The following is a 21,306-nucleotide window of genomic DNA, read 5'->3' as shown; positions in this document are numbered from 1 at the left end:
CGAAGCCTCAAAAAGATTCCGATGCAGGCCGATCCGAACGCCGCGCCCCCCGCCCTCGACGACGAGACCCTCGCCTTCGCCGCCCGCGTCTTCCAGTACGCCCGGATGGGCCATGCGGAGGAACTGGCCGAGCTGTTCGGCCAGGGGCTGCCGGCCAACCTGCGCAACGACAAGGGCGACAGCCTGCTGATGCTTGCCGCCTATAACGGCCAGGCGGCGGCGACCCGCGTCATCCTGGAGGCCGGGGGCGATCCTGAACTCGCCAACGACCGCGGCCAGACCCCGCTCGCCGGGGCCGCCTTCAAGGGCGATGCCGAAATCGTGCGGCTGCTGTTGGAGCACGGCGCCCAGGTCGATGGGGCCGGTGACGGCACCCGCACGGCGCTGATGGTGGCGGCGATGTTCGACCGCACGGAAATCGTCGATCTGCTGCTCGCCCACGGGGCCGATGCGGGCCGGCGCGACGCCGCGGGGATGAGCGCCGCCGACATGGCCCGCCAGATGGGGGCGAAGGACACGCCGGCCCAGTTGGATCGCGCGCAAGGGGACGAACGAGCCGGCTGATACGGTCTCCGCTTGCTTCAAGCGGGGATCGGATCAGCAAGCCCGCGCGGCGCTTGAGTGAAGTCCAAATCCGCCATCCCGAAGGGATCAGCCGGATTTGGTATGACCGGTTCCGGCGCACGCCGCCTCGTGTAGGATCGGCCTCGCGCCGGGCCACGACGAAGCCCGTACGCGAGGAACGCCGGGAGAGTGGCCATGCCGGATGCGGTCGGGGCGATCGACCAGGGCACCACGAGCACGCGCTTCATCGTGTTCGACCGCCGGGGCATCATCCTGGCGCAGGCCCAGCGCGAGCACGAGCAGATCTTTCCCCGCCCCGGCTGGGTCGAGCACGACCCGCGCGAGATCTGGCGCAACACCCACGCGGTGATGCGCGAGGGCCTGGCCCGGGCCGGGCTGGAGCCGCGGGATCTCGCCGCAGTCGGCATCACCAACCAGCGCGAGACGGCGCTCTTGTGGGACCGCCGCACCGGTGAGCCGCTGCACCATGCGCTCGTCTGGCAGGACACCCGTACCGACCGGCACGTCGCCGCGCTTGCCCGCGACGGCGGGCGCGACCGCTTCCGCGCCGTCACCGGCCTGCCGCTGGCGAGCTACTTCTCGGCCTCCAAGCTCGCGTGGCTGCTCGACCATGTCGAGGGCGCGCGGGCGCTCGCCGAGGACGGCACCGCCCTGTTCGGCACGATCGATTCCTGGCTCGTCTGGAACCTCACCGGCGGTCCGGACGGCGGCCTGCACGTCACCGACGTGACCAATGCCAGCCGCACGCAACTGATGTCGCTGGAGACGCTGGAGTGGGATGACGCCATGCTCGGCGTGTTCCGCATCCCGCGAGCGGTGCTGCCAAAGATCGTTTCCTCGGGCGGGGTGTGCGGCGAGACGCGCGCGCCGTTCCCCGGCGTGCCCGTCGGCGGCATTCTCGGCGACCAGCAGGCGGCCCTGTTCGGGCAGACCTGCTTCTCGGCGGGCGAGGCCAAGAACACCTACGGCACCGGCTGCTTCGCGCTGATGAACACCGGCCCTGAGCCCGTCGCCTCCACCGCCGGCCTCGTCACCACCGTGGCCTACAAGATCGACGGCCACCCGCCGGCCTACGCGCTGGAGGGCTCCATCGCCATCACCGGCGCCCTGGTGCAGTGGCTGCGCGACAATCTCGGGCTGATCGGCGCCTCGGGCGAGATCGAGGGGCTCGCCCGCAGCGTCGAGGACAATGGCGGCGTCTACGTGGTGCCGGCGTTTTCCGGGCTCTACGCCCCGCACTGGCGGGACGATGCCCGCGGCCTCATCATCGGCCTGACCCGCTACGCCAACAAGGGCCACATCGCCCGCGCCTGCCTGGAGGCCACCGCCTACCAGACCCGCGAGGTGCTGGAGGCGATGGAGCGCGATTCCGGCTGCCCGATCGCCGAACTGCGCTGCGACGGCGGAATGACCGTCAACGACCTGCTGATGCAGTTCCAGGCCGATATCCTCGACCGGCCGACCCTGCGCCCGAAGGTTTCCGAGACGACGGCGCTGGGGGCTGCCTACGCCGCGGGACTTGCCACCGGTTTTTGGAAAACGCTCGAAGATCTTCGCGATAACTGGGCCGTGGACAAGCGCTGGCATCCGCGTATCGCGGCCGAGGAACGCCGTGCACTGTTCGCCGGCTGGGGCCGCGCGGTGGAACGCTCGTTCGGATGGGTCGAGGAGAACGCTTGATGGGTGCTCGGATACGCTCGCTTCGCGCGGCTCTCTTGGTCACGGCGATGGCGCTGACCCCGCTCGCCGCCGGCCTCGCGCCGGCCCCGGTCCTCGCCGCGCCGGCCGTCTATCCGGGGCAGCAGGAGGGCGATTTCGTCGCCGAGACCTTCACCTTCGCCAGCGGTGAGCGCCTGGACCGGGTCAAGCTGCACTACACCACGCTGGGAACGCCGCACCGCGGCGCGGACGGCGAAATCGACAACGCCGTGCTCGTCCTGCACGGCACCACCGGCACCGGGAAGAGCTTCCTGATCCCGACCCTCGGGCCGGAGCTGTTCGGCGAGGGTGCGCCGCTCGATGCGCGGCGCTGGTACGTGATCCTGCCCGACGGGCTCGGCCGCGGCGGCTCCTCGAAGCCCTCCGACGGCCTCAAGGCGCGCTTCCCCCGCTACGGATACGGTGACGTCGTGGAGGGCCAGCACCGGGTCGTGACCGAAGCGCTCGGGGTCAAGCACCTGCGCCTCGTGCTCGGCACCTCCATGGGCGGCATGCAGGCCTGGATGTGGGGCGAGCGCTATCCCGGCAGCATGGACCTGCTGATGGCGGTGGCCAGTCAGCCGATCCCGGTGAGCGGGCGCAACGCCCTGTGGCGGCGCCTCTTGATCGAGGGCATCCGCACCGATCCCGGCTGGAAGGGCGGCGAGTACACCGAGCAGCCGCGCAGCTTCGAGCGCATCCTGCCGATCTTCAACATCATGACCGAGAGCGTGCTGGGTCTCCAGAAGCAGGCACCCACCCGCGCGGCGGCCGACACGGCCTACGACAAGATGATCGCCGGCTACGGGAGCAAGGCCGACGCCAACGACTGGCTGTACTGGTTCGATTCCTCCTACGACTACGACCCGTCGCCGGATCTCGAAAAGATCACCGCCAAGGTGCTCGCGGTGAACTTCGCCGACGACGAGCTGAACCCGCCCCAGCTCGATGTGATGAACGCGGCGATGGCGCGGGTGAAAGACGGCCGCTTCGTGCTGGTGCCGACCTCGCCCGAAACCCACGGCCACCAGTCGCTGCGCTTCGCGAGCCTGTGGAAGGGCTACTTGGCCGAGTTTCTGGGCCAGCCCGAGGCGACGACGGAGAAGGCGAGTTCATCGGAGCGGCCGGAGGGCCGCCGGTAGCCGGCGATCCGCGATTCCGCCCTCCGCCTCCCCGCGCGGCGGGTGTTCGCGGCCGGCCGGCTGCGCCACCGCGCCTCCGGTGGGGCGGCGCTCGATGGCTGGGGATGTGCATTTTCTTGCAGAAATCGAGAGAACCTTAAGTATTCCGGTGCAGGGTGGCGGAACTGAGCGTTTCCATACCCTACCGGATCCAGCATGCGCGTCTCCCTCAAGGTGGCCCTGGCGGGCTCGTTCAGCCTCCTGGCCGTGGTTGCTGCGGTTCAGGGCGGGCTCAGCGTCGTCAAACTTTCGGCCATCGACCACGAAGTCCGCGACATCGCCGACAACTGGCTGCCCTCGGTCGGTCTACTCGGCGACATCAGCACGGCGACGCGCGACGAGCGGGTGAAGACGTATCGCTTCGTCGCCGCCTCGCCGACGGATCAGTTGCTCGCCGAGAACGAGAAGAGCGTGCGGACGAGCCAGGCTGCCCTCGACGCGCTGCGGCGCGCCTACGAGCCGATGATCGCCTCTCCCGAGGAGCGGGCGCTGTACGAGCGCTTCTCCACGACCTGGGCGACCTATACGGGGCGCGTCGAGGCGATCGTCGCCCTGATGCGGGAAGGGCGCCGGGCCGAGGCGCTGACCCTCCTCACCGGGCCCGAGGCCCTGGGCCTCGCCCAGGCCGCGACCAAGGCGCTGCAGGAGAACCTCGCCCTCAACAAGCAGGGCGCCAAGCACAGCGTCGAGGGTGCCGTCGGCAGCGCGGCCTCCGCCGCCACGACCGCCTGGATCGCCATGACCGTGACGCTGCTCTCGGCGCTCGCCGCCGCCCTGTTCGCCTGGTTCGGGATCTCGCGGCCGATCACGCGGATGACCGGTGCGATGGGCGCGCTCGCGGACGGTGATGCGACGGTCGCCGTGCCGGGGCAGGGGCGCGGCGACGAGATCGGCGCCATGGCTGCGGCGGTGCAGGTGTTCAAGGACAACCTAATCCGTACCCGTGCCCTCGAAGAGGAGACGCGGGCTGCCCGCGCCGGCGCCGAGGCGCAGCGCCGGGCCGCCGCCCGCGCGCTCGCCGACGATTTCCAGCGCGCGGTCGGCGGCATAGTCAACGGCGTGACCGCCGCCGCGACCGAGTTGCAGGCCACCGCGCAGCAATTGACCGCCAATGCCAGCCAGACCGCCGGCCAGTCCGGGACGGTGGCGGCTTCCGCCGAGGAGGCCGCCTCCAATGTCGGCACGGTGGCTGCGGCGGCCGAGGAACTCGGCGCCTCGGTCCAGGAGATCGGCCGGCAGGTCGACGGCTCGGCTTCCCTGGCGCAGGCGGCGGTCGCCGAGGCCGGCCAGACGGCGGCCCTCGTGCGCGATCTCTCCGAGGCCGCCGCGCGGATCGGCGACGTGGTGGCGATGATCTCGACCATCGCCGGCCAGACCAACCTGCTGGCGCTGAACGCCACGATCGAGGCGGCGCGCGCCGGCGAGGCCGGCCGGGGTTTCGCCGTCGTCGCGGCGGAGGTGAAGGAACTCGCCAACCAGACCGCGCGGGCGACCGAGGAGATCACCGCGCAGATCGGGCGCATCCAGGGCGCGACGGGGCAGGCGGTCGGCGCCATCGACAGCATTGCCGGGCGCATCCGCGAGATCAGCGGCGTGGCCACCGGCATCGCCGCGGCGGTCGAGGAGCAGGGGGCGGCAACCCAGGAGATCGTGCGCAACGTCGCCCAGGCCGCGGGCGGGACGGAATCCGTCACCCGCACCATCGCCGGCGTGGCGGGCGCGGCCGAGGAGACCGGCGCGGCGGCCGCTCAGGTGCTGGCCTCGGCGACCGAACTGTCGCGCCAATCCGAGCATCTCTCGGCCGAGGTCGCCCGCTTCCTCGACACGGTTCGCGCGGCCTGAGCATGAAGCAGGGCTCTGCCCTGCACCCTATGAGAAGGACTTGTCCTTTCGAAACCCGTTACGGGCGGAAACCCTCGAAGACCATCTGGTCGGCGTGCTCCTGGGCCAGCGCCCGCTGTGCCTCGGTGCGGACCGTCCAGGTCATCACCGGCATGTTCCCGAGCCGGCGGCAGAGATAGGGGACGGGGCCCGGCAGGTCGCCGACGCGCCAGGACAGGAAGTGCGGACGGCTCACATGCAGGTGGAGCAGGCCCGACAATTCGGCCCGCACGGAGGGCGTCAGCAGGGCGTAATGCGGGTCGTCCTGGCTCGCCTCGGCGACGATGCCGCGGGGCCGGTCCGGCGCGATCTCGGCAAGCGTGGCGACGATGCCGGGATCGAAGGACTTCAGCGCCACCGGCGCGTCGAGGCGTGAGACGATTTCGGCGGTGCGACGGGTCAAGCGACGGTCGCCGTCGAAGCGCGACTTGATCTCGACGATGACGGGCACGCGGCTCGCGACCCGCGCCAGGAATTCCGGCAGGGTCGGGATGCGCTCCGCCGTCCCGGCCACAGTCAGCCGGCCGAGCTCGGCGGCCGTGCGGGCGTCCACCCGCTCGGACGCCTCGGTGAGGCGCCCGAGCGCCTCGTCGTGGAACACCATCGCCTCGCCGTCGGCGCTGAGCTGCACGTCGCACTCGATGGCGTAGCCGCCCGCCACCGCTGCCTCGGCCGCGGCCAGGGTGTTCTCGGGGATGCCGTTCGCGCGGTCGTGCAGGCCGCGATGGGCGATCGGACGGCCGGTGAGCCAGTCCGGCGCCCGATCCAGGGTCGCGCTCACGCGACCTCGAACATCGCCTCGACCTCGACCGCCGCGTCGAGGGGAAGCTCGGCCACGCCCACCGTCGAGCGAGCATGACGGCCGCGATCGCCCAGCACTTCGACCATCAGGTCCGAGGCACCGTTCATGATCGGGGCGAGGCCGGCGAAGCTCGGCACCGCATTGATGAAGCCGCCGAGGCGCACGCATTGCACCACACCATGGTCGAGGTCGCCCACCGCTGCCTGAACCTGGGCCAGCACGTTGAGCGCGCAGAGCCGGGCCGCCGCGATCCCCTGCTCGGCCGAGACCTCGGCGCCGAGCTTGCCCTTGTGGGCCGGGTCGAGCGTGCCGTCCGGCCCGAAGCAGATCTGGCCGGAGATGACGACGAGGTTGCCGGTGCGCATGTAGGGCACGTAGTTCGCGACCGGGGCCGCCGCCTTCGGCAGCTTCAGGCCGAGCGCTTCCAGACGTTCCTTCACCGAGTTCATCGCCGTCTCTCCTTGATGCTGCGGGGCTCTGAGCACGGCCACGGGGCGATCCGCAAGGGGGAGGGCCCCTTCAACCGGCGGTCTCCCTCGCCTGCGCCGCCACCCGCGGCGCGTCGGCGGAAAAGTCGTAGCGCAGGTCGGCATGGGCCACGGTCGCCGGGCGGTGGGCGACGATGACCCGCGTCATCTTCAGGTCGCGGAGCGCGGCGGCGATCACCGCCTCGGTCGGCTCGTCGAGCGCGCTCGTCGCCTCGTCGAGGAACAGGATCTCCGGGCGCCGGTAGAGGGCGCGGGCCAGGATCACCCGCTGGCGCTGGCCGCCGGACAGCGTCGAGCCCATGTCGCCCACCAGCGTCTCGAAGCCCATCGGCGTGCGGGCGATGTCGTCGAGGATCGCGGCGCGGCCAGCGCATTCGCGGATCCAGCCGGGATCGGGCCGCTCGTCGAAACAGGCGATGTTCTCGGCGATCGAGCCGGCGAACAGCCCGTCATCCTGCATGACTCCGGCGATGCGGGCGCGGTAGGCCGCCAATCCCCCGGCGCGGATGTCGCGGCCATCGACCAGCACGGCGCCCTCGGAGGGCGGCAGCAGGCCCATCAGGATCTTCATCACCGAACTCTTGCCGCAGCCCGAGGGGCCGGTGATCGCGAGGCTTTCGCCCGGCGGCACCTCCAGGCCGAGGTTGCGGAACACCCAGGGCTCGTCGGCGCCGTAGCGCAGGGACAGGCCGACGGCGCGCAACCCGGCCCCTCGCACTGGCGGACGCTCGCCGCCGGGGAGGAGGGCAGGCGCGGCGACGGGCTCCACCGCGGCGGCCATGGGTGCTGCGGCCTCCTCCGGCTCGGTCATGACGATGTCCGAGAGCCGGTCGGTCTGCACGTTGAGCATCCGCAGTTGGAAGCCTGACTGGATCAGGTTGCCGATGCGGGTCGAGAACTGGTCGCGATAGGCCAGAAACGCCACCAGCATGCCGAGCGTCATCGACTGGTCGATCACGGCGCGGGCGCCGAGCACCAGCAGGATCAGACGGTCGGCGCCGAACAGGAACTCGTTGCCGCGCCCGAACACGAGGTCGAGCCGCTGCAGCCGCAGCCGGGCGTTCAGCGCCTGGACGAACTGGTTCATCCAGGTGCCGCGGCGGCGCTCGCGCAGGTTCAGGAGCTTGACGCTCGCCATGCCGCGTACGGTCTCGATGAAGTGGCTCTGCTGGCGCGCTTCCGCGACGATCGCCTCCTCGGTGCCCTCGCGGTAGGCCTTGTAGGCAGCGATGCGCATGGCGGCGTTGAGGGCGGTGGCGGCAAGCGCCACCAGGGCGAGCCAGCCGCCATAGAGGAACAGCATGATCAGCATGCCGACCGACATCAGCCCGTCGAGGAGCGCCTGGACGAGATCGGTGGTGATGCCCTTCTGAATCGTGGCGAGCGTGCCGAAGCGGGAGATCACGTCGCCGACATGCCGCTTCTGGAAATAGTCGAGCGGCAGCCGCGAGAGGTGGTCGAACAGCGAGCCCGACCACTGGTAATTCAGCTTGGTGCCGGTGAGCATGATCGCCCAGCTTCGGGCGACGCCGAGGCCGAGTTGAAGCACCAGAAGCAAAGCGAGGCCGAGGGCCACGACGAGGAGCAGATCGAGGTCGCCGTTCACGATCACCTCGTCGATGACGATCTGCGAGGCGATCGGCATCAGGATCGCGACGAGTTCGATCCCGAGTGACAGGACGAGGATCTGCGTCATCGCCGAGCGGATGCCGGCCATGCCGCGGAACAGGTCGGAGAGCGCGAGGCCCGGCGCGGCCTTCTCCCGCACGAAGCTCTGGTTCGGGCTTACCTCCAGGGCCACACCGGTGAAGTCCCGCGAGGCTTCCGCAAGGCTCAAAGAACGGCGCCCGCGGGCGGGATCGTGGATTACGATCTCCCGGCGCCCGACTTTGGCCAGGACGACGAAGTGGTTGAGCCCCCAGTGCAGGATGCAGGGCAGGCGCAGCCGGCCGAGATCGGGCAACTCCACCCTGAGCGCCCGCGTCGAGAGCCCCATCGTGCCCGACAGGTCCATGAGATTGCGCAGCGTCATGCCCTTCAGCGAGAGGGCGTGGCGCGCGCGTAAGTTTCCGAGATCGACCCGGCGCCCGTGATAGCCCAGCACCATGGCGAGGCAGGCCATGCCGCACTCGGCGGCCTCGGCCTGGAGCACGACCGGCAAGCGCCGCCGGAAACCGAACTGAAGATCCGACAGCAGGCTCACCGCGCGCCTCCTTCCGTGACGAGATCGACGCTGCGCTTGACGTGGTAGAGGGGGTCGAGGAGCCAGCGGTAGAGCGGGCGCTTCTCGAGCGCGATGTCGGCCTCGACCCGCATCCCGGCCTCGAGCCGACGCTGCTCGCCATAGGCGCTCACGCTGTCGGCGTCCGGCCGCACGATGATGCGGTAGACGCCCCCATTCCCTGCATTTCTGGCGGCATCGCGGGCCGCCTCGGGCTGGGCGGCGCCGTCGCCTTCGAGCGGCGCGCGCGTCACCTCCGTCACGATGCCCCGGTGCAGGCCGAAGCGCTGGAACGGGAAGGCGGCGTAGCGCAGCATCACGCTCGCTCCCGGTTCGATGAAGCCGATCGCCGAGGAATCGACGAACAGGTTGGCCTGCAGCCGGCCCTCGCTCGGCAGCAGGGTGAGCAGGTTCGCCCCCGCCGCCACCGTCTGCCCGGCCTGGGCCCGGATCGAGGTGAGGATGCCGCGCTCCGGGGCGCGCACCTCGATGGCGCGGCGCGCCTCGCTCTCGGCCCGCTGCTGTTCGAGCTGGGCGGCGCTGCGATCGAGTTCGGCGAGGTCGCGCGCCAATGTCTCATCGAAGGTCGAGAGCTTGGCCTTGAGATCCCCGAGCTTGCCCTCGACTTGCAATCCGCCCTGGCGGAATTGCGCGAGCTGCGAGGTCGCCTGGAGGTAGAGGTAGTTCTGGCTCTGGAAGTCGGCCGCGCGGGCAAAGCCCCGGGTCACGAGGTCGGCGAGTTCGTCCGCGCGGGCTTTCAGCGGCGGCACCAGCTTCTCCTGGAGCGCGAGCTGCTCGTCGATCTTGGCGCGCTGCGCCTCCAGGTTGGCGATCTGCTCGCGCAAGCCCTCCTTTTCCGCCGCGGCCATGGCGGCGCGGGCGGCGCGCTGGCGCTCGACGCTCTCGCGCTGGCGTCCGAGCTGGGCAATCACCCGCTCCTGGGTCGGACCGCTCGCGGAGACCGCGTCGAGATCGATGGTGAAGAGGAGCTGGCCCCGCTCGACCCGGTCGCCCTCCTTGACCCCCGACGCACTGACCCGTCCTGCAAGCGGGCTCGCCACGGTGATGAGCCCGATATCGGGCGCGAGCAGACCGTTCGCGTGAACCCGGCGGGTGTAGCTGCCGAGCCAGGCATAGAGGCCGACCAAGACGGCGAAGGCGAGACAGAGGCCGACCACGACGCGGACGGAGAGCGGCTGCACCACCTGCGCCTCGCCGAGCCAAGCGCTTCGACGCGCCTCGACGACCTCTTGACGGAACAGCGGCGCGTTCACGGCCGGGCCTCCCCGTAGGTCTCGCTCCGGCCAGCGCTCCAGCCTGCGACAGTGCGGCATGGTGCGTTATTCTGACGCATGCTTGTCGTAATCCGTAGTCATTTCAGAGCTTTATTCGAGCGGGCGGGTAGGGCGGCCGATCACCGGCGGGGCAAGTCAATTTTTGTCCCCCGATGTCCGGTCGGTCGCGCCTCCCGTGCGGACGTCCCGGAACACCGCCGAAAGGCGTAGGGCTGAGCAATGCGGTTGCCTGTGAGCAGCCGACGCGACGTATTCACGACCGTTGGTGGTGATTTCGAAGGGCAAGATTTGTCCATTCCTCCGTTTCCTTTTCGATCCGCTCGGCTCTGCCGGCACAAACCGGGTTGCCTGCCGGACTAATATCCGTACCTTATCCAGCAGAGCAGCGCAGCAACGCCGCTCTTATTCCACGGGAAGACATAAATACAGAACGATCTTCCAATATCGTACGGACTAAGGAGAACACATGCAGCAGAACATTGACACCATCCGCGAGCTGAACGCTGCGGAGCTGGATCAGGTCGGCGGCGGTCTGTCTCTCGGCGTCGGCGTGGAACTCGATCTCAGCCAGGAACTCGGCGCCGTCTCCGGCGTGGTCGATCAGGTCGGCGGCCTCGTCGGCGGCACGCTCGACACCGTGCTCGGCGCGGTCGGAGGCCTCCTGGGCGGCGTGCTCGGCAAGTAACCCCTCAGGCAGCCTCTGAGGTCAGCCCCCTCGGGGCTGTCCACCCTGCGGAAGCGGTCAACCCCACCGCTTCCGCAGGGCTCAACGGTTCGGCGCAGCGCAGCGCGGCCGGCGCTTGGCCGGCGCTTGGCCGGCGCATCTGGCTATTACACTTGGCCGGCGAAGGAACAGGATCGGCCCAGGTGTCGTTCTGCCGAGTCGGATGCAAGCATGACCGTTCGCCGTCCGGCCGCCGACCCTGGCGGCGGCGCGCGACACGGCGGAACCGGAACCACGCCGCCTCGAAGCGGCAGAGACGGGGAGAGCGAAGCGGCCGATGAGCGTCCCGTTCGTCAACGCCTCCGTGCAAGGCGAACTCTCCGCCTCGCCCGACCAGATCTTCGGCCAGATCCCGGCAAGCGGCCTCGACGGCGTCGCCTTTCTCGATTTCGCCTACGAATCCGCGGGATACAGTACCCACCGCGTGGACGGACTTCTCGTCGGCACCTGGCAGGGCACGTCGCACAACACTTGGCGAAATCCCTGGCATCCCGGCCCGGAGGACCGTCCCGGCGACCGGCCGACACGACTGACCTTCCGCGACGGCGCGATGCCGGACGAGCGGGCGGATGAGCGGATCGCCGACGCCTTCGTGCTGCGCGGCCCCGGCTTTGTCGGCAGCACGGCCTGGAGCGGGCCCTGCCGCGGGCGCTACCTCGCCTACATGCCGGCGGCGGTCGAGCGGATGATCGAGGCGCCGCTCTCCCAGGCCGAGATCCCGACGCTCACGGACGACCTCTCGGAGCGGATGAGCGTGTTCCACCTGCTCGCCGCCCTCGGGCAGGAGGCGGGCGGGCACGACACCGCCGCCGACGCGCTCCTGGTGGACAGCGTGGCGCTGGCGGTGCTGCGCGTCTCCGGTGCCCTGGCGCCGCCTAACCCGCGCCGGAATGCGGCCCTCACCGCGCGGCAGGCGCGGCGGGTGCGCGACCTCGTCGCCGCGCGAATCGATGCGCCCCTGTCCCTGCGGGAGATGGCGGAAGCCGCGGGCCTCAGCGAGGGCTACTTCGTACGGGCCTTCAAGGGCAGCTTCGGCGTCACGCCCTATCAATATGTCCTGCGCGAGCGCGTGACCCTGGCCCAATCGCTGATCCGCTCCGGGACGGTCTCCCTCGGCGAGGCGGCCAAGCGTGCGGGCTTTCCCGATGCGCGGCGGATGGGGCGCACCTTCCGCAAGGTGATCGGGCGCTCGCCGACCGAGGCGGCCCGGCTGCAGCGGGCCTGACCGCGCGTGCGGGGTGCCGCACGGCACCACCTCCGGTCGAATCGGGGCCGGCAAACCCGCCGCCGCGATTGACAGACACGGCCGCTTCCATAGTAATCGCGCGCGTGCCGCCCGTCCCCCGAGGCGGCACTTTCTTTTGGCGACTTCCCCCTGGATCGAGCCCGAGGAGACGGACCCGCGTGACCTCCGCCCTGCTGCCGACCTATGCCCGTGCCCCGATCGCGTTCGAGCGAGGCGAGGGCGCATGGCTGGTCGCCGAGGACGGCGACCGCTACCTCGATTTCGGCGCCGGCATCGCCGTCAACGCGCTCGGCCACGCCCATCCGCATCTCGTGGATGCGCTGACCACCCAGGCGCAGAAGCTCTGGCACACCTCGAACCTGTTCCAGATCCCCGAAGGGGAGCGCCTGGGCCGGCGGCTCGTGGACGCGACCTTTGCCGACGTGGCCTTCTTCGCCAATTCCGGCGCCGAGGCCAACGAGGCCGCCATCAAGATGGCGCGCAAGTACCACGCGGCCGGCGGCCATCCGGAGCGCTACCGCATCATCACGTTCGAGGGCGCTTTCCACGGGCGCACGCTCGCGACCATCGCGGCCGGCGGCCAGCAGAAATACATCGAGGGCTTCGGCCCGAAGGTCGAGGGCTTCGATCAGGTGCCCGTCGGCGACTTCGCCGCTTTGGAAGCCACGATCGGCCCGGAGACCGCTGCCCTGATGATCGAGCCGATCCAGGGGGAGGGCGGCCTGCGGGTGATTCCCGGCGAGACGCTGCGGCGCCTGCGCAGCTTGTGCGACGCGCATGGCCTGCTCCTCATCATGGACGAGGTGCAGACCGGCGTCGGCCGCACGGGCAGGTTCTTCGCGCACGAGTGGTCGGGCATCACCCCCGACATCATGAGCGCGGCCAAGGGCATCGGCGGCGGCTTCCCGCTCGGCGTCTGCCTCGCCACGCGCGAGGCCGCCCGCGGCATGGTCGCCGGCACCCACGGCACCACCTTCGGCGGCAACCCTCTCGCCATGGCGGTGGGCAACGCCGTGCTCGACGTGGTGCTGGCGCCCGGCTTCCTCGAGCATGTCGAGCGCATCAGCCTGCTGCTGACGCAGAAGCTCGCCGGTCTGATCGACCGCCACCCCCACGTCTTCGCCGAGCTGCGCGGGCAGGGGCTGATGCGCGGCCTGAAGCTCAACCTGCCGAACACCGAGTTCGCCGCGGCCGCCCGCGCGCGGCACCTGCTGGTGATCCCGGCCGGCGACAACGTGGTTCGTCTCTTGCCGCCGCTGATCATCGGCGAGGCGGAGTTGGATGAGGCCGTGGCCCGGCTGGAGGCCGCGGCGACCGATCTGGAGGCGCAGATGCGCGGCGCTGCCTAAGGGGAGCGTCGCGAGCGAAGAATTTGAGATGACCACGACCCTGAACGGCAGCGGCCCGCATGTCCGCCATTTCCTCGACCTGAAGGACTTCTCCGCCGAAACCCTGCGCGGCGTCCTCGACACCTCCGCCGCGATGAAGCGCGCGCGGGTGAAGGGCCAGCGCGCGGCGGAGCGACCGCTCACCGGCAAGATGCTGGCGATGGTGTTCGACCGGCCCTCGACCCGCACCCGCGTCTCCTTCGACGTGGCGATGCGCGAGCTCGGCGGCGACACCCTGATGCTGACGGGCAAGGAGATGCAGCTCGGCCGCGGTGAGACGGTGTCCGACACCGCCCGCGTGCTGTCGCGCTTCGTCGACGCGATCGTGATCCGCACCCTCGACCACGGCCTGGTGATGGAGCTCGCCGAGCATGCCGAGGTGCCGGTCATCAACGCGCTGACCAAGGCCTCGCATCCGTGCCAGATCATGGCCGACGTGCTGACCTTCGAGGAGCATCGCGGGCCGATCAAGGGCCGCACCATCGCGTGGTCGGGCGACGCCAACAACGTGCTGGCGAGCTGGGTCCACGCCGCCGCCCGCTTCGACTTCACCCTCAACGTCGCCGCGCCTCGGGAGCTGGCGATGCCGCCGGCGCTCGTCGATTGGGCCAAGCGCGAGGGCGCGCGCGTCAACGCCACCACCGACGCCTACGCGGCGGTCGAGGGAGCGGATGCCGTCGTGACCGATTGCTGGGTCTCCATGGGCGACGACGACGAGCATTTCCGCCACAACCTGCTCTCGCCCTACCGGGTCGATGCCAAGCTGATGGCCGCCGCCGCCAAGGACGCGGTCTTCATGCACTGCCTGCCGGCCCATCGCGGCGAGGAGGTCACGGCAGACGTGATCGACGGCCCGCAATCGGTGGTGTTCGACGAGGCCGAGAACCGGCTGCACGCGCAGAAGGGTATTTTGGCCTGGTGCCTAGGCGAGGCGGCCTGACCCGCAGCGCATCCCGGTAACCGCGCATCCCCCTCCCCCGCAGGGGGAGGGCATTTGGGAGCCCGTCAGCCCAATCCCTTCACCACCTCGGTGAGCTGATCCGCGCAGATCCCCCAGCCCTGCGCGAACCCCATGGCCTCGTGCGCTTGGCGGTCTTCGAGCGTCCAGTGACGCGCCCGCGCGGTGTAGCGTGTGCCACCGGCCTCGTCGGCGAAGGTGAGGATCACCGTCAGGAACGGTTTCTCGGACGGTATCCAGGCCGCGCTGTAGGCGTCGGTGACGACGAGGCGCGTGTCCGGCACCACCTCCAGATAGACGCCCCGGTTGGGCAGATCCTGCCCCTCGGGACTGCGCATCACGATGAGATTCGACCCGCCCGGCCGGACATCGAGTTCGGCGATCGGTGTCGTGTAGGGTGCGGGCGCGAACCACGTCTTCAGCAACTCCGGCTCGGTCCAGGCCCGCCACAGCGCCCGGCGCGGCGCCGGAATCAGGCGGGTGAGGACGAGGTCGCGCGGATCGTCGGCGTCGCTCATGGTCTGTCTCCCGAATTGGATCAGGCGGCACGCTTGGGCTGATTCATCGCCCAGATCACGCCGAACGGATCGCGCAGCTGCCCGTAGACGTCGCCCCAAAACATCTCTTGGTAGGGCGTCACCACCTCGGCGCCCGCCGCTACCGCCCGGTCCCACCACGCCGCGATGTCGTCGACCGGCAGGAGCAGGCTGAAGGCCTGCGGTGCCTTGAGCGGGTGGCCGTATTCGGGAAAGGCGTCGGACAGCATCACCGAGGTACCGTTCACGGCGAGGTGAACGTGCATGGTCCGCCCCTTCTCGTCCGGAGGCACGGAGGCCAGGATCTCGGCACCGAAGGCCTTCTGGTAGAACTCCGCCGCCCGCAGGGCACCATCGACGGTGAGGTAGGCGACCACGCCGCCCTTCGGGGGAACGGCCGGACCCGGTTGCGTCGCCTCGGTCTCGCTCATCTTGCTCTCCCTCTTCGTGTCACTATCGCCAGGGCCGGGAGGGTGCCGCGGGCCGGCGCCCGTGCAAAGTGTTTTTGCGCGCAAAAGGCCGTCCGCCACGGACGAGAGCCGCCTCTCATTCCGTCCGAGGCGGCGGTCGGATCGCCGCAGCCCGGCGCCGGACTGGAACGATCCCCGACGCCCTCCGTTGGCCCGCGCATTTATCAAAGGGTAGCCCGCGCCGACACGGAACGGTCGAACCGGACGCCGCCAACGAAGAAGGTCGAACTATGGATCTCGGCATCAGCGGCCGCGTCGCGGTGATCACCGGCGGCGATTCCGGCATGGGCTACGCGAGCGCGGAGTACCTGCTGCGCGAGGGCGTGAAGGTCGTCCTCTCCGACCTGAAGGAGAAGGAATTGGGGGAGGCGGCCGGACGGCTCGCCGCCCTCGGTGCCGTGAAGGCGTGCCAGGCCGACCTCTCCAGCGACGCCGGCGCGCGCAAGCTGCGCGACTTTGCCGATCAAGCCTTCGGCGAGACCCCCACCATCCTCGTCAACGCCGCCGGCGTCACCGGGGCCACCGGCGACTTCCTGGAAATCGACGACGAGGGCTGGATGTCCACGATCCAGGCCGACCTGATGGCGGCGGTCCGTGTCGCCCGCGCCTTCATCCCGGGGATGCGCGCGCAGAAATGGGGGCGGATCGTGTTCTTCACCTCCGAGGACGCGGTCCAGCCCTATGTCGAGGAACTGCCCTACTGCGCCGCCAAGGCCGGCCTGATGAACCTGACCAAGGGCCTCTCCAAGGCCTACGGCCCGGACGGGGTGCTGGTGAACTCCGTGGCGCCCGCCTTCGTCGCCACGCCGATGACCGATGCGATGATGGAGAAGCGCGCCGAGGAGCTCGGCGTCTCGTTCGATGAGGCGATCGAGAGCTTCCTGGAGGAGAAGCGTCCCGGCATCGTCGCCAAGCGCCGCGGCCGGGTCGAGGAGGTCGCGTCGGCCGTGGCCTTCCTCTGCTCGGAACAGGCGAGCTACATCACGGGCGAGAACCTGCGGGTCGACGGCGGCGCCGTCCTCACCATGGCGTCCTGAGCAATGCGCGAGATGTCTTGCGACGTCGCGGTGATCGGGGCCGGCACCGCCGGCATCGCCGCCCATCGCGCCGCCCTCGATGCGGGCGCCCGCGCCGTGCTGATCGAGCAGGGGCCCGGCGGCACCACCTGCGCCCGTGTCGGCTGCATGCCCTCGAAGCTGCTGATCACCGCGGCCGAGGCCGCGCACGAGGCCCGCGCGGCGCATCGGCTCGGCATCCGGGTCGGCGCGGTGCAGGTGGACGGCCCGGCGGTGCTGGCCCGGATGCGGCGCTTGCGCGACCGGTTCGTGGGTTCCGTGTTCGAGGGGCTTGATCGATTGCCGGACGAGACGCGCCTGACCGGCCGAGCCGTGTTCGAGGGGCCGGATTCCTTGCGCATCGACGACCACACCCGCCTGCGCTTCAAGGCGGCGGTGCTGGCGACAGGCTCCAGCCCGAGCGTTCCCGAACCGTTGCGGGGGCTCGGTGACAGGGTTCTCACCACCGATACCCTGTTCGAGATCGAGGATCTGCCCGCCTCGCTCGCCGTGCTCGGAGCCGGCCCGGTCGGCCTGGAGCTCGCGCAGGCCATGGCCCGGCTCGGTGTGGCGACCAGCGTGTTCGATCCCGGCGACAGCCTCGGGGGCTTGGGCGACCCCGACCTGAAGCGGGCCGCCCGCGAGATCTTTTCGGAGGCCTTCGACCTCCATCTCGGCGCCAAGGTCGAGAGCGGTGCGACGGACGGGGAGGGCGCGCGCCTCGGCTGGAACGGCGAGGGCGGCAAGGGAGAGCGGCGCTTCGATCGGGTGCTGGCCGCCGCGGGCCGTCCGCCGAACGTGTCGGGCATCGGCCTGGATCGCACCGGCATGCGCCTGAACGAAAAGGGCGGCCCGATGCACGATCCCCGCTCGCTGATCTGCGAGGGTGCGCCGATCCTGATCGCCGGCGATGCCAACGCGGACCGCCCGGTTCTTCACGAGGCGAGCCGCCAGGGCCGCATCGCCGGGCGCAACGCGGCGCGGCTCGCCCGCGGCGAGGGCGCTGAGCGGCCGGGGCGCTGGGTGGCGCTCGCCATGGTGTTCAGCGATCCGCAGATCGCCGTGATCGGCGGCGGCTTCGACCCTGAGGCGGGCCATCGCGTCGGCCGCGCCGATTTCTGCGACCAGGGCCGGGCCCAGGTGATGGATCGGGCGCAGGGCGGTATCCGGCTCTACGCGGAGGCCGACGGGCGCCTCGCCGCCGCCGAGCTGATCGGCCCGGATGTGGAGCATCTCGGCCACCTCCTCGCCTACGCGGTGCAGGACGGGCTCGACGTCCGGAGCCTGCGCGATCGCCCGTTCTACCATCCGACCCTGGAGGAGGGGCTCGAGACGGCCCTGTCCGATCTCGCGGATCGGTGAGGTGGACGGGTCGGGCTTTGCTGCGACCGCTTTTCGGAGCGCGCCGCCGCGCGTGCCGCGGTGGCTCTGCGCGGCTTACGCACTGTGTCGCGGCGTCTGTATGCATTTAGACAAAGCTTGGGCTTCTCAGGCACTTGGTGCGACGTTTCGGTGATCTCAAACGAATGGCTGCAGGCGCCTCGGCATTGCGTAACCCGAGCGCGGAAGGCATACCGGCTGCCGTAATGGTCGATCCGTCGCAGATGCACGCCAGGGGACCGAATGATGGTCCGATCGACCTTCCGGTCGATCTCGACGCGCTCACCCCCGAGCAGCGGGATGAAATCGGCGTGGGCATTCTCGCTCTCGACGCCGCCGGGAGAGTGCTCGCCTGCAATCGCGCCGCGGGAAGCTTGTGCGGCTTGCCGCCCGACGCGATGGTTGGGCGCAACTTCTTCCGCGATCTCGTGCCGAGCGCCCACGTGCCCGGCTTTTACGGCCGCTTCCTCGCCGCTCAGCGCCGGGCCGTGGCGGGCCAAGCCTTCGAATTCGTGTTCGGCCGCATCCCGGCCCCGTTGCGGGCGCGGATCGGCCTGCGAGCGGGGGCGAACTGCACGTGGCTGACGATCAGCCCCCTCGAGCAGATCGCCGCCGGCCCCTCGCGCGAGGCCGTTTTCGCCGCGATCTCTCAGCGCAGCCGGGCCGAACCGGTCGATCCGAGCCTGTGCGAGCGCGAGCCGATCCACATCCCCGGCTCGATCCAGCCGAACGCGGTGATGCTCGCCGCCGACGCCGTGACCCTCCAGATCCTGGCCTTCAGCGCCAACGCCGCCGACGTGCTGGCCCCCGAGCAGTTTCCGCCCACCGGCCTCAACCTGGAGGCGCTGCTGCCGGGCGCGATCGTCTCCGCGATCCGCGACGGGCTGGCCGCCCACACCCTGACCGACGGGCGCCTCCTGCGCCGCACGCTCACGCTTCCGCTGCGGGAGGAGCGCTTCCACCTCGTGGCGCACGCCCATCTCGGCCGGGTGATCGTCGAGCTGGAACTGGCGCCGGAGCGGCCCGAGGACTTCCTCACCGCGAGCCCGCTCGACGCCGAACTCGCCATGATGCGGCTGCGTGCCGCCGAGACCCTGACCGAGGCGGCGCAGATCGCTGCCCTCGAAATCCGCGCCATGACCGGCTTCGAATCGGTGCTGGTCTACCGTTTCGACGCGGATTGGAACGGCGAGGCCATCGCCGAGGACATGGTGCCGGACTGGCAGCGCCCGCTGATCGGCCTGCGCTTTCCCGCCTCCGACATCCCGGCCCAGGCCCGCGCCCTCTACACCAAGGCCAAGAGCCGCTTCGTGATCGATCGCGACTGCGTGCCGGTGCCGCTCGTCGCCGACCGCTCCGCCGGCAACGCGCCGATCGACCTCACCTTCGCCCAGAACCGCTCGCTCTCGCCGATCCACCTCGAATATCAGCGCAATCTCGGCGTCGACGGCTCGATGTCGATCTCGATCATGGTCGAGGACAGGCTCTGGGGCCTGATGATCGGCCATCACCGCCGGCCGCACTACGTCGCGCCGGAGACTCGTGCCGCGGCCACCGTGCTCACCGACGGCTTCGCCATGCGGGTGCAGGAGATCGAGGGCAAGGCGCTCTGGGGCGAGCGGCAGCGCCATCTCGACGTGCAGGGCCGGCTCGTGCGCGGGCTCACCCGCTCCGACGATTTCGTCGCCTCCCTGACCCAGGGCAGCCCGACCCTGCTCGACCTGTTCGGCGCCACCGGCGCCGGCATCGTCTCGGACGAATCCGTCTGCCTCGTCGGTGCCACGCCGGAAGCGGCGAAGGTGCGCGCGCTCGCCGACTGGCTGCGGGAGAGTCTGGCGCCGGGCGAGACCACCTTCGTCACCGACACGCTGGTGCTGCATCACGCGCCGGCCGCGGCGGACACGGAGAACGCCAGCGGCCTGCTCGCCGCCTTCGTCGGCTCCTCGCGCCAGCACCTCCTGTTCTGGGTGAAGCCGGAGGTGCCGAGCACCGTGACCTGGGGCGGCGACCCGCGCAAACCCGTTCTGCCCGGCAGCGGCCCGGTGGCGGTGCTGCCGCGGCGCTCGTTCGAGCGCTGGATCGAGGAGCGCCGCGGGCATTCCACACCCTGGGCGACGTGGAAGGTGGCGCTCGCCGCCCAACTTGCCGACGCCGTCGACGGTGTGGTGCTGCGCCAGCGCCGCAAGATCGATGAACTGACGGGCCTGCTCGCCGACAAGGAGCGCTTGCTGGAGCAGAAGGATCTGCTCACCCGCGAGATCGACCACCGGGTCAAGAATTCGCTCCAGATCGTGACGGCCTTCCTGCACATGCAGCGCCGCCAGATCGCCGACCCGGAGGCGCGGCAGGCCTTCTCCGAGACCTCGGCCCGCGTCATGAGCGTCGCCCGTGTCCATGACAGCCTGTATCAGGGCGAGAGCATGGAGCAGGTCGATCTCGGCCAGACCATCCAGGCCCTGTGCAGCGACCTCGCCGGCATGGCCGGCGACGAGCACAGCGTCGAGCTGACCGCGGAGCCCGGCCTGATGGTGCCCTACCGCCACGCGGTCGCGCTCTCTCTGATCACCACCGAACTCGTCACCAACGCGTTCAAATATGCCGGCCGGCCCGACAAGGGTGCGCGGATCAGTGTCACCGTCGCGGGCGGGGAGGGCGCCGTGCGCCTCAGGGTCTGCGACGACGGCGAGGGCATGCCGCCGGGCTGGGAGAGAGGCAAGGCGCGCGGCACCGGACTCGGCATGAAGCTGATCCGGGCCATGCTCGACCAGATCGGCGCGCGCCTCGACGTCGAGAACGCCGACGGCGCCTGCTTCACCGTTCACGCCTGAGCCCTCCTTGAGCGACAGCCTGCACGCCCGCCTGCGGGGAGCCACGGCCGCGGCCCATGAGGCGCTGGAGCGCGACCTCGACTGGGAGGCGCGGGTGGCGACGCTGCCCGGCTACCGCGACCTGCTGGCGGGCCTGCGCGGCTTCCACGCTGCCTACGAGCCGGTGATCGGGGTCGCGCTCGCCGACGCGCCCTTCTTCGATCCCCGGCGGCGGCTCCCTTCCCTCGACGCGGATCTGCGCGCCCTCGACGGGACAGCACCCGACACCCTGCCCGCGCCCGCCGCGCCCTGGCTCGACGGGCCGGGCGCCGCGCTCGGCGCGCTCTACGTGCTGGAAGGCTCGACGCTCGGCGGCGCCGTCATCGGCCGCCACGTCGCCCGCCTGCACGGGGCGGGCGTGCCGCTGGCCTATTACGCGGGCCGCGGGCGAGAGACAGGGCCGCTCTGGCGCAGCTTTCGCGAGCGGCTGGACGGGCTGCCGGAGGGGCAAGCCGCCGCGGCCTTCGCCGCCGGGATTGCGACCTTCGAGGCGATGCGGCGCTGGCTCGTCGCGGGCGAGGGGTGAGGCGC

General features: G+C 70.6%; 18 protein-coding genes. 12 read left to right on the top strand and 6 right to left on the bottom strand.

All coding sequences use genetic code 11. The annotated features are described in order from the left end of the window. The first annotated feature begins 21 nt into the window (after positions 1 to 21). The 4 genes from MFF24_RS09465 to MFF24_RS09450 all read left to right on the top strand — a co-directional run bounded on the left by MFF24_RS09465 (position 22) and on the right by MFF24_RS09450 (position 5,306). On the top strand, positions 22 to 564 hold the full coding sequence (locus MFF24_RS09465) for an ankyrin repeat domain-containing protein (RefSeq protein ID WP_238224211.1): 543 nt from the start codon (positions 22 to 24) through the stop codon (positions 562 to 564). 195 nt (positions 565 to 759) lie between these two features. Further along, positions 760 to 2,265 carry a glycerol kinase GlpK gene (gene glpK / locus MFF24_RS09460; RefSeq protein ID WP_238224209.1) on the top strand — a complete coding sequence of 502 codons (1,506 nt, stop codon included), beginning with the start codon at positions 760 to 762 and terminating at the stop codon, positions 2,263 to 2,265. Beyond that, positions 2,265 to 3,425, top strand: a complete 1,161-nt coding sequence (locus MFF24_RS09455) for an alpha/beta fold hydrolase (protein WP_238224207.1) — start codon at positions 2,265 to 2,267, stop codon at positions 3,423 to 3,425. The genes glpK and MFF24_RS09455 overlap by 1 nt, the downstream gene beginning before the upstream one ends. A gap of 195 nt (positions 3,426 to 3,620) precedes the next feature. Further along, a complete protein-coding gene (locus tag MFF24_RS09450) occupies positions 3,621 to 5,306 on the top strand; it encodes a methyl-accepting chemotaxis protein (RefSeq protein ID WP_238224205.1) in 1,686 nt (561 codons plus the stop codon). 58 nt (positions 5,307 to 5,364) lie between these two features. Here MFF24_RS09450 and MFF24_RS09445 read toward each other — a convergent pair whose 3' ends face one another. From MFF24_RS09445 to MFF24_RS09430, 4 genes are all read right to left on the bottom strand, one after another. Then, complete coding sequence (locus MFF24_RS09445) at positions 5,365 to 6,126, bottom strand: glycerophosphodiester phosphodiesterase family protein (RefSeq protein WP_238224203.1); 762 nt, start codon at positions 6,124 to 6,126, stop codon at positions 5,365 to 5,367. Then, the gene (locus tag MFF24_RS09440) at positions 6,123 to 6,596 is read right to left on the bottom strand and encodes a RidA family protein (protein WP_238224199.1); all 474 of its coding nucleotides are present in this window, start codon (positions 6,594 to 6,596) and stop codon (positions 6,123 to 6,125) included. The genes MFF24_RS09445 and MFF24_RS09440 overlap by 4 nt, the downstream gene beginning before the upstream one ends. Before the next feature lie 70 nt (positions 6,597 to 6,666). After that, positions 6,667 to 8,838 carry a peptidase domain-containing ABC transporter gene (locus MFF24_RS09435; protein ID WP_238224197.1) on the bottom strand — a complete coding sequence of 724 codons (2,172 nt, stop codon included), beginning with the start codon at positions 8,836 to 8,838 and terminating at the stop codon, positions 6,667 to 6,669. Beyond that, on the bottom strand, positions 8,835 to 10,130 hold the full coding sequence (locus MFF24_RS09430) for an HlyD family secretion protein (RefSeq protein WP_166060618.1): 1,296 nt from the start codon (positions 10,128 to 10,130) through the stop codon (positions 8,835 to 8,837). Before MFF24_RS09430 ends, MFF24_RS09435 begins: the two co-directional genes overlap by 4 nt. Before the next feature lie 487 nt (positions 10,131 to 10,617). Between MFF24_RS09430 and MFF24_RS09425 the strand changes: the two genes are divergently transcribed. The 4 genes from MFF24_RS09425 (at position 10,618) to argF (ending at position 14,449) form a co-directional block, all read left to right on the top strand. After that, positions 10,618 to 10,836: a hypothetical protein gene (locus MFF24_RS09425; protein WP_108941789.1), complete on the top strand. Its 219-nt coding sequence runs from the start codon at positions 10,618 to 10,620 to the stop codon at positions 10,834 to 10,836. A gap of 316 nt (positions 10,837 to 11,152) precedes the next feature. Further along, entirely contained in the window at positions 11,153 to 12,100 is a 948-nt protein-coding gene (locus tag MFF24_RS09420) for a helix-turn-helix domain-containing protein (RefSeq protein ID WP_238224196.1), read from the top strand. 179 nt (positions 12,101 to 12,279) lie between these two features. Further along, positions 12,280 to 13,470, top strand: a complete 1,191-nt coding sequence (locus MFF24_RS09415) for an aspartate aminotransferase family protein (RefSeq protein WP_238224195.1) — start codon at positions 12,280 to 12,282, stop codon at positions 13,468 to 13,470. A gap of 28 nt (positions 13,471 to 13,498) precedes the next feature. Then, positions 13,499 to 14,449 carry an ornithine carbamoyltransferase gene (argF, locus tag MFF24_RS09410; RefSeq protein ID WP_108941792.1) on the top strand — a complete coding sequence of 317 codons (951 nt, stop codon included), beginning with the start codon at positions 13,499 to 13,501 and terminating at the stop codon, positions 14,447 to 14,449. 65 nt (positions 14,450 to 14,514) lie between these two features. Here argF and MFF24_RS09405 read toward each other — a convergent pair whose 3' ends face one another. After that, on the bottom strand, positions 14,515 to 14,985 hold the full coding sequence (locus MFF24_RS09405) for an SRPBCC family protein (RefSeq protein WP_238224194.1): 471 nt from the start codon (positions 14,983 to 14,985) through the stop codon (positions 14,515 to 14,517). 20 nt (positions 14,986 to 15,005) lie between these two features. Next, positions 15,006 to 15,434 carry a VOC family protein gene (locus MFF24_RS09400; protein WP_238224193.1) on the bottom strand — a complete coding sequence of 143 codons (429 nt, stop codon included), beginning with the start codon at positions 15,432 to 15,434 and terminating at the stop codon, positions 15,006 to 15,008. A gap of 269 nt (positions 15,435 to 15,703) precedes the next feature. Here MFF24_RS09400 and MFF24_RS09395 point away from each other — a divergent pair, with 269 nt between their 5' ends. The 4 genes from MFF24_RS09395 to MFF24_RS09380 all read left to right on the top strand — a co-directional run bounded on the left by MFF24_RS09395 (position 15,704) and on the right by MFF24_RS09380 (position 21,301). Further along, positions 15,704 to 16,510 carry an SDR family NAD(P)-dependent oxidoreductase gene (locus tag MFF24_RS09395; protein ID WP_133089175.1) on the top strand — a complete coding sequence of 269 codons (807 nt, stop codon included), beginning with the start codon at positions 15,704 to 15,706 and terminating at the stop codon, positions 16,508 to 16,510. A 3-nt stretch (positions 16,511 to 16,513) separates the two neighbouring features. Beyond that, positions 16,514 to 17,890 carry a dihydrolipoyl dehydrogenase gene (locus tag MFF24_RS09390; protein ID WP_238224187.1) on the top strand — a complete coding sequence of 459 codons (1,377 nt, stop codon included), beginning with the start codon at positions 16,514 to 16,516 and terminating at the stop codon, positions 17,888 to 17,890. Positions 17,891 to 18,114: 224 nt separating this feature from the next. Continuing rightward, positions 18,115 to 20,736, top strand: a complete 2,622-nt coding sequence (locus MFF24_RS09385) for a histidine kinase dimerization/phosphoacceptor domain -containing protein (RefSeq protein WP_238224185.1) — start codon at positions 18,115 to 18,117, stop codon at positions 20,734 to 20,736. A 7-nt stretch (positions 20,737 to 20,743) separates the two neighbouring features. Beyond that, on the top strand, positions 20,744 to 21,301 hold the full coding sequence (locus tag MFF24_RS09380; protein WP_238224183.1) for a biliverdin-producing heme oxygenase: 558 nt from the start codon (positions 20,744 to 20,746) through the stop codon (positions 21,299 to 21,301). Positions 21,302 to 21,306 lie beyond the last annotated feature (5 nt).

Origin of the sequence: Methylorubrum aminovorans (assembly GCF_022179725.1) — a bacterium.
GTDB lineage: Bacteria > Pseudomonadota > Alphaproteobacteria > Rhizobiales > Beijerinckiaceae > Methylobacterium > Methylobacterium aminovorans.
This window is presented reverse-complemented; position numbering and strand designations above follow the sequence as displayed.

Bases quoted from the DNA above. Each gene is read 5' to 3' on its own strand.
- MFF24_RS09465 (WP_238224211.1), top strand. From the start codon at position 22: ATGCAGGCCGATCCGAACGCCGCGCCCCCCGCCCTCGACGACGAGACC.
- glpK (WP_238224209.1), top strand. From the start codon at position 760: ATGCCGGATGCGGTCGGGGCGATCGACCAGGGCACCACGAGCACGCGC.
- MFF24_RS09455 (WP_238224207.1), top strand. From the start codon at position 2,265: ATGGGTGCTCGGATACGCTCGCTTCGCGCGGCTCTCTTGGTCACGGCG.
- MFF24_RS09450 (WP_238224205.1), top strand. From the start codon at position 3,621: ATGCGCGTCTCCCTCAAGGTGGCCCTGGCGGGCTCGTTCAGCCTCCTG.
- MFF24_RS09440 (WP_238224199.1), bottom strand. From the start codon at position 6,596: ATGAACTCGGTGAAGGAACGTCTGGAAGCGCTCGGCCTGAAGCTGCCG.
- MFF24_RS09425 (WP_108941789.1), top strand. From the start codon at position 10,618: ATGCAGCAGAACATTGACACCATCCGCGAGCTGAACGCTGCGGAGCTG.
- MFF24_RS09420 (WP_238224196.1), top strand. From the start codon at position 11,153: ATGAGCGTCCCGTTCGTCAACGCCTCCGTGCAAGGCGAACTCTCCGCC.
- argF (WP_108941792.1), top strand. From the start codon at position 13,499: ATGACCACGACCCTGAACGGCAGCGGCCCGCATGTCCGCCATTTCCTC.
- MFF24_RS09405 (WP_238224194.1), bottom strand. From the start codon at position 14,985: ATGAGCGACGCCGACGATCCGCGCGACCTCGTCCTCACCCGCCTGATT.
- MFF24_RS09400 (WP_238224193.1), bottom strand. From the start codon at position 15,434: ATGAGCGAGACCGAGGCGACGCAACCGGGTCCGGCCGTTCCCCCGAAG.
- MFF24_RS09395 (WP_133089175.1), top strand. From the start codon at position 15,704: ATGGATCTCGGCATCAGCGGCCGCGTCGCGGTGATCACCGGCGGCGAT.
- MFF24_RS09390 (WP_238224187.1), top strand. From the start codon at position 16,514: ATGCGCGAGATGTCTTGCGACGTCGCGGTGATCGGGGCCGGCACCGCC.
- MFF24_RS09385 (WP_238224185.1), top strand. From the start codon at position 18,115: ATGGTCGATCCGTCGCAGATGCACGCCAGGGGACCGAATGATGGTCCG.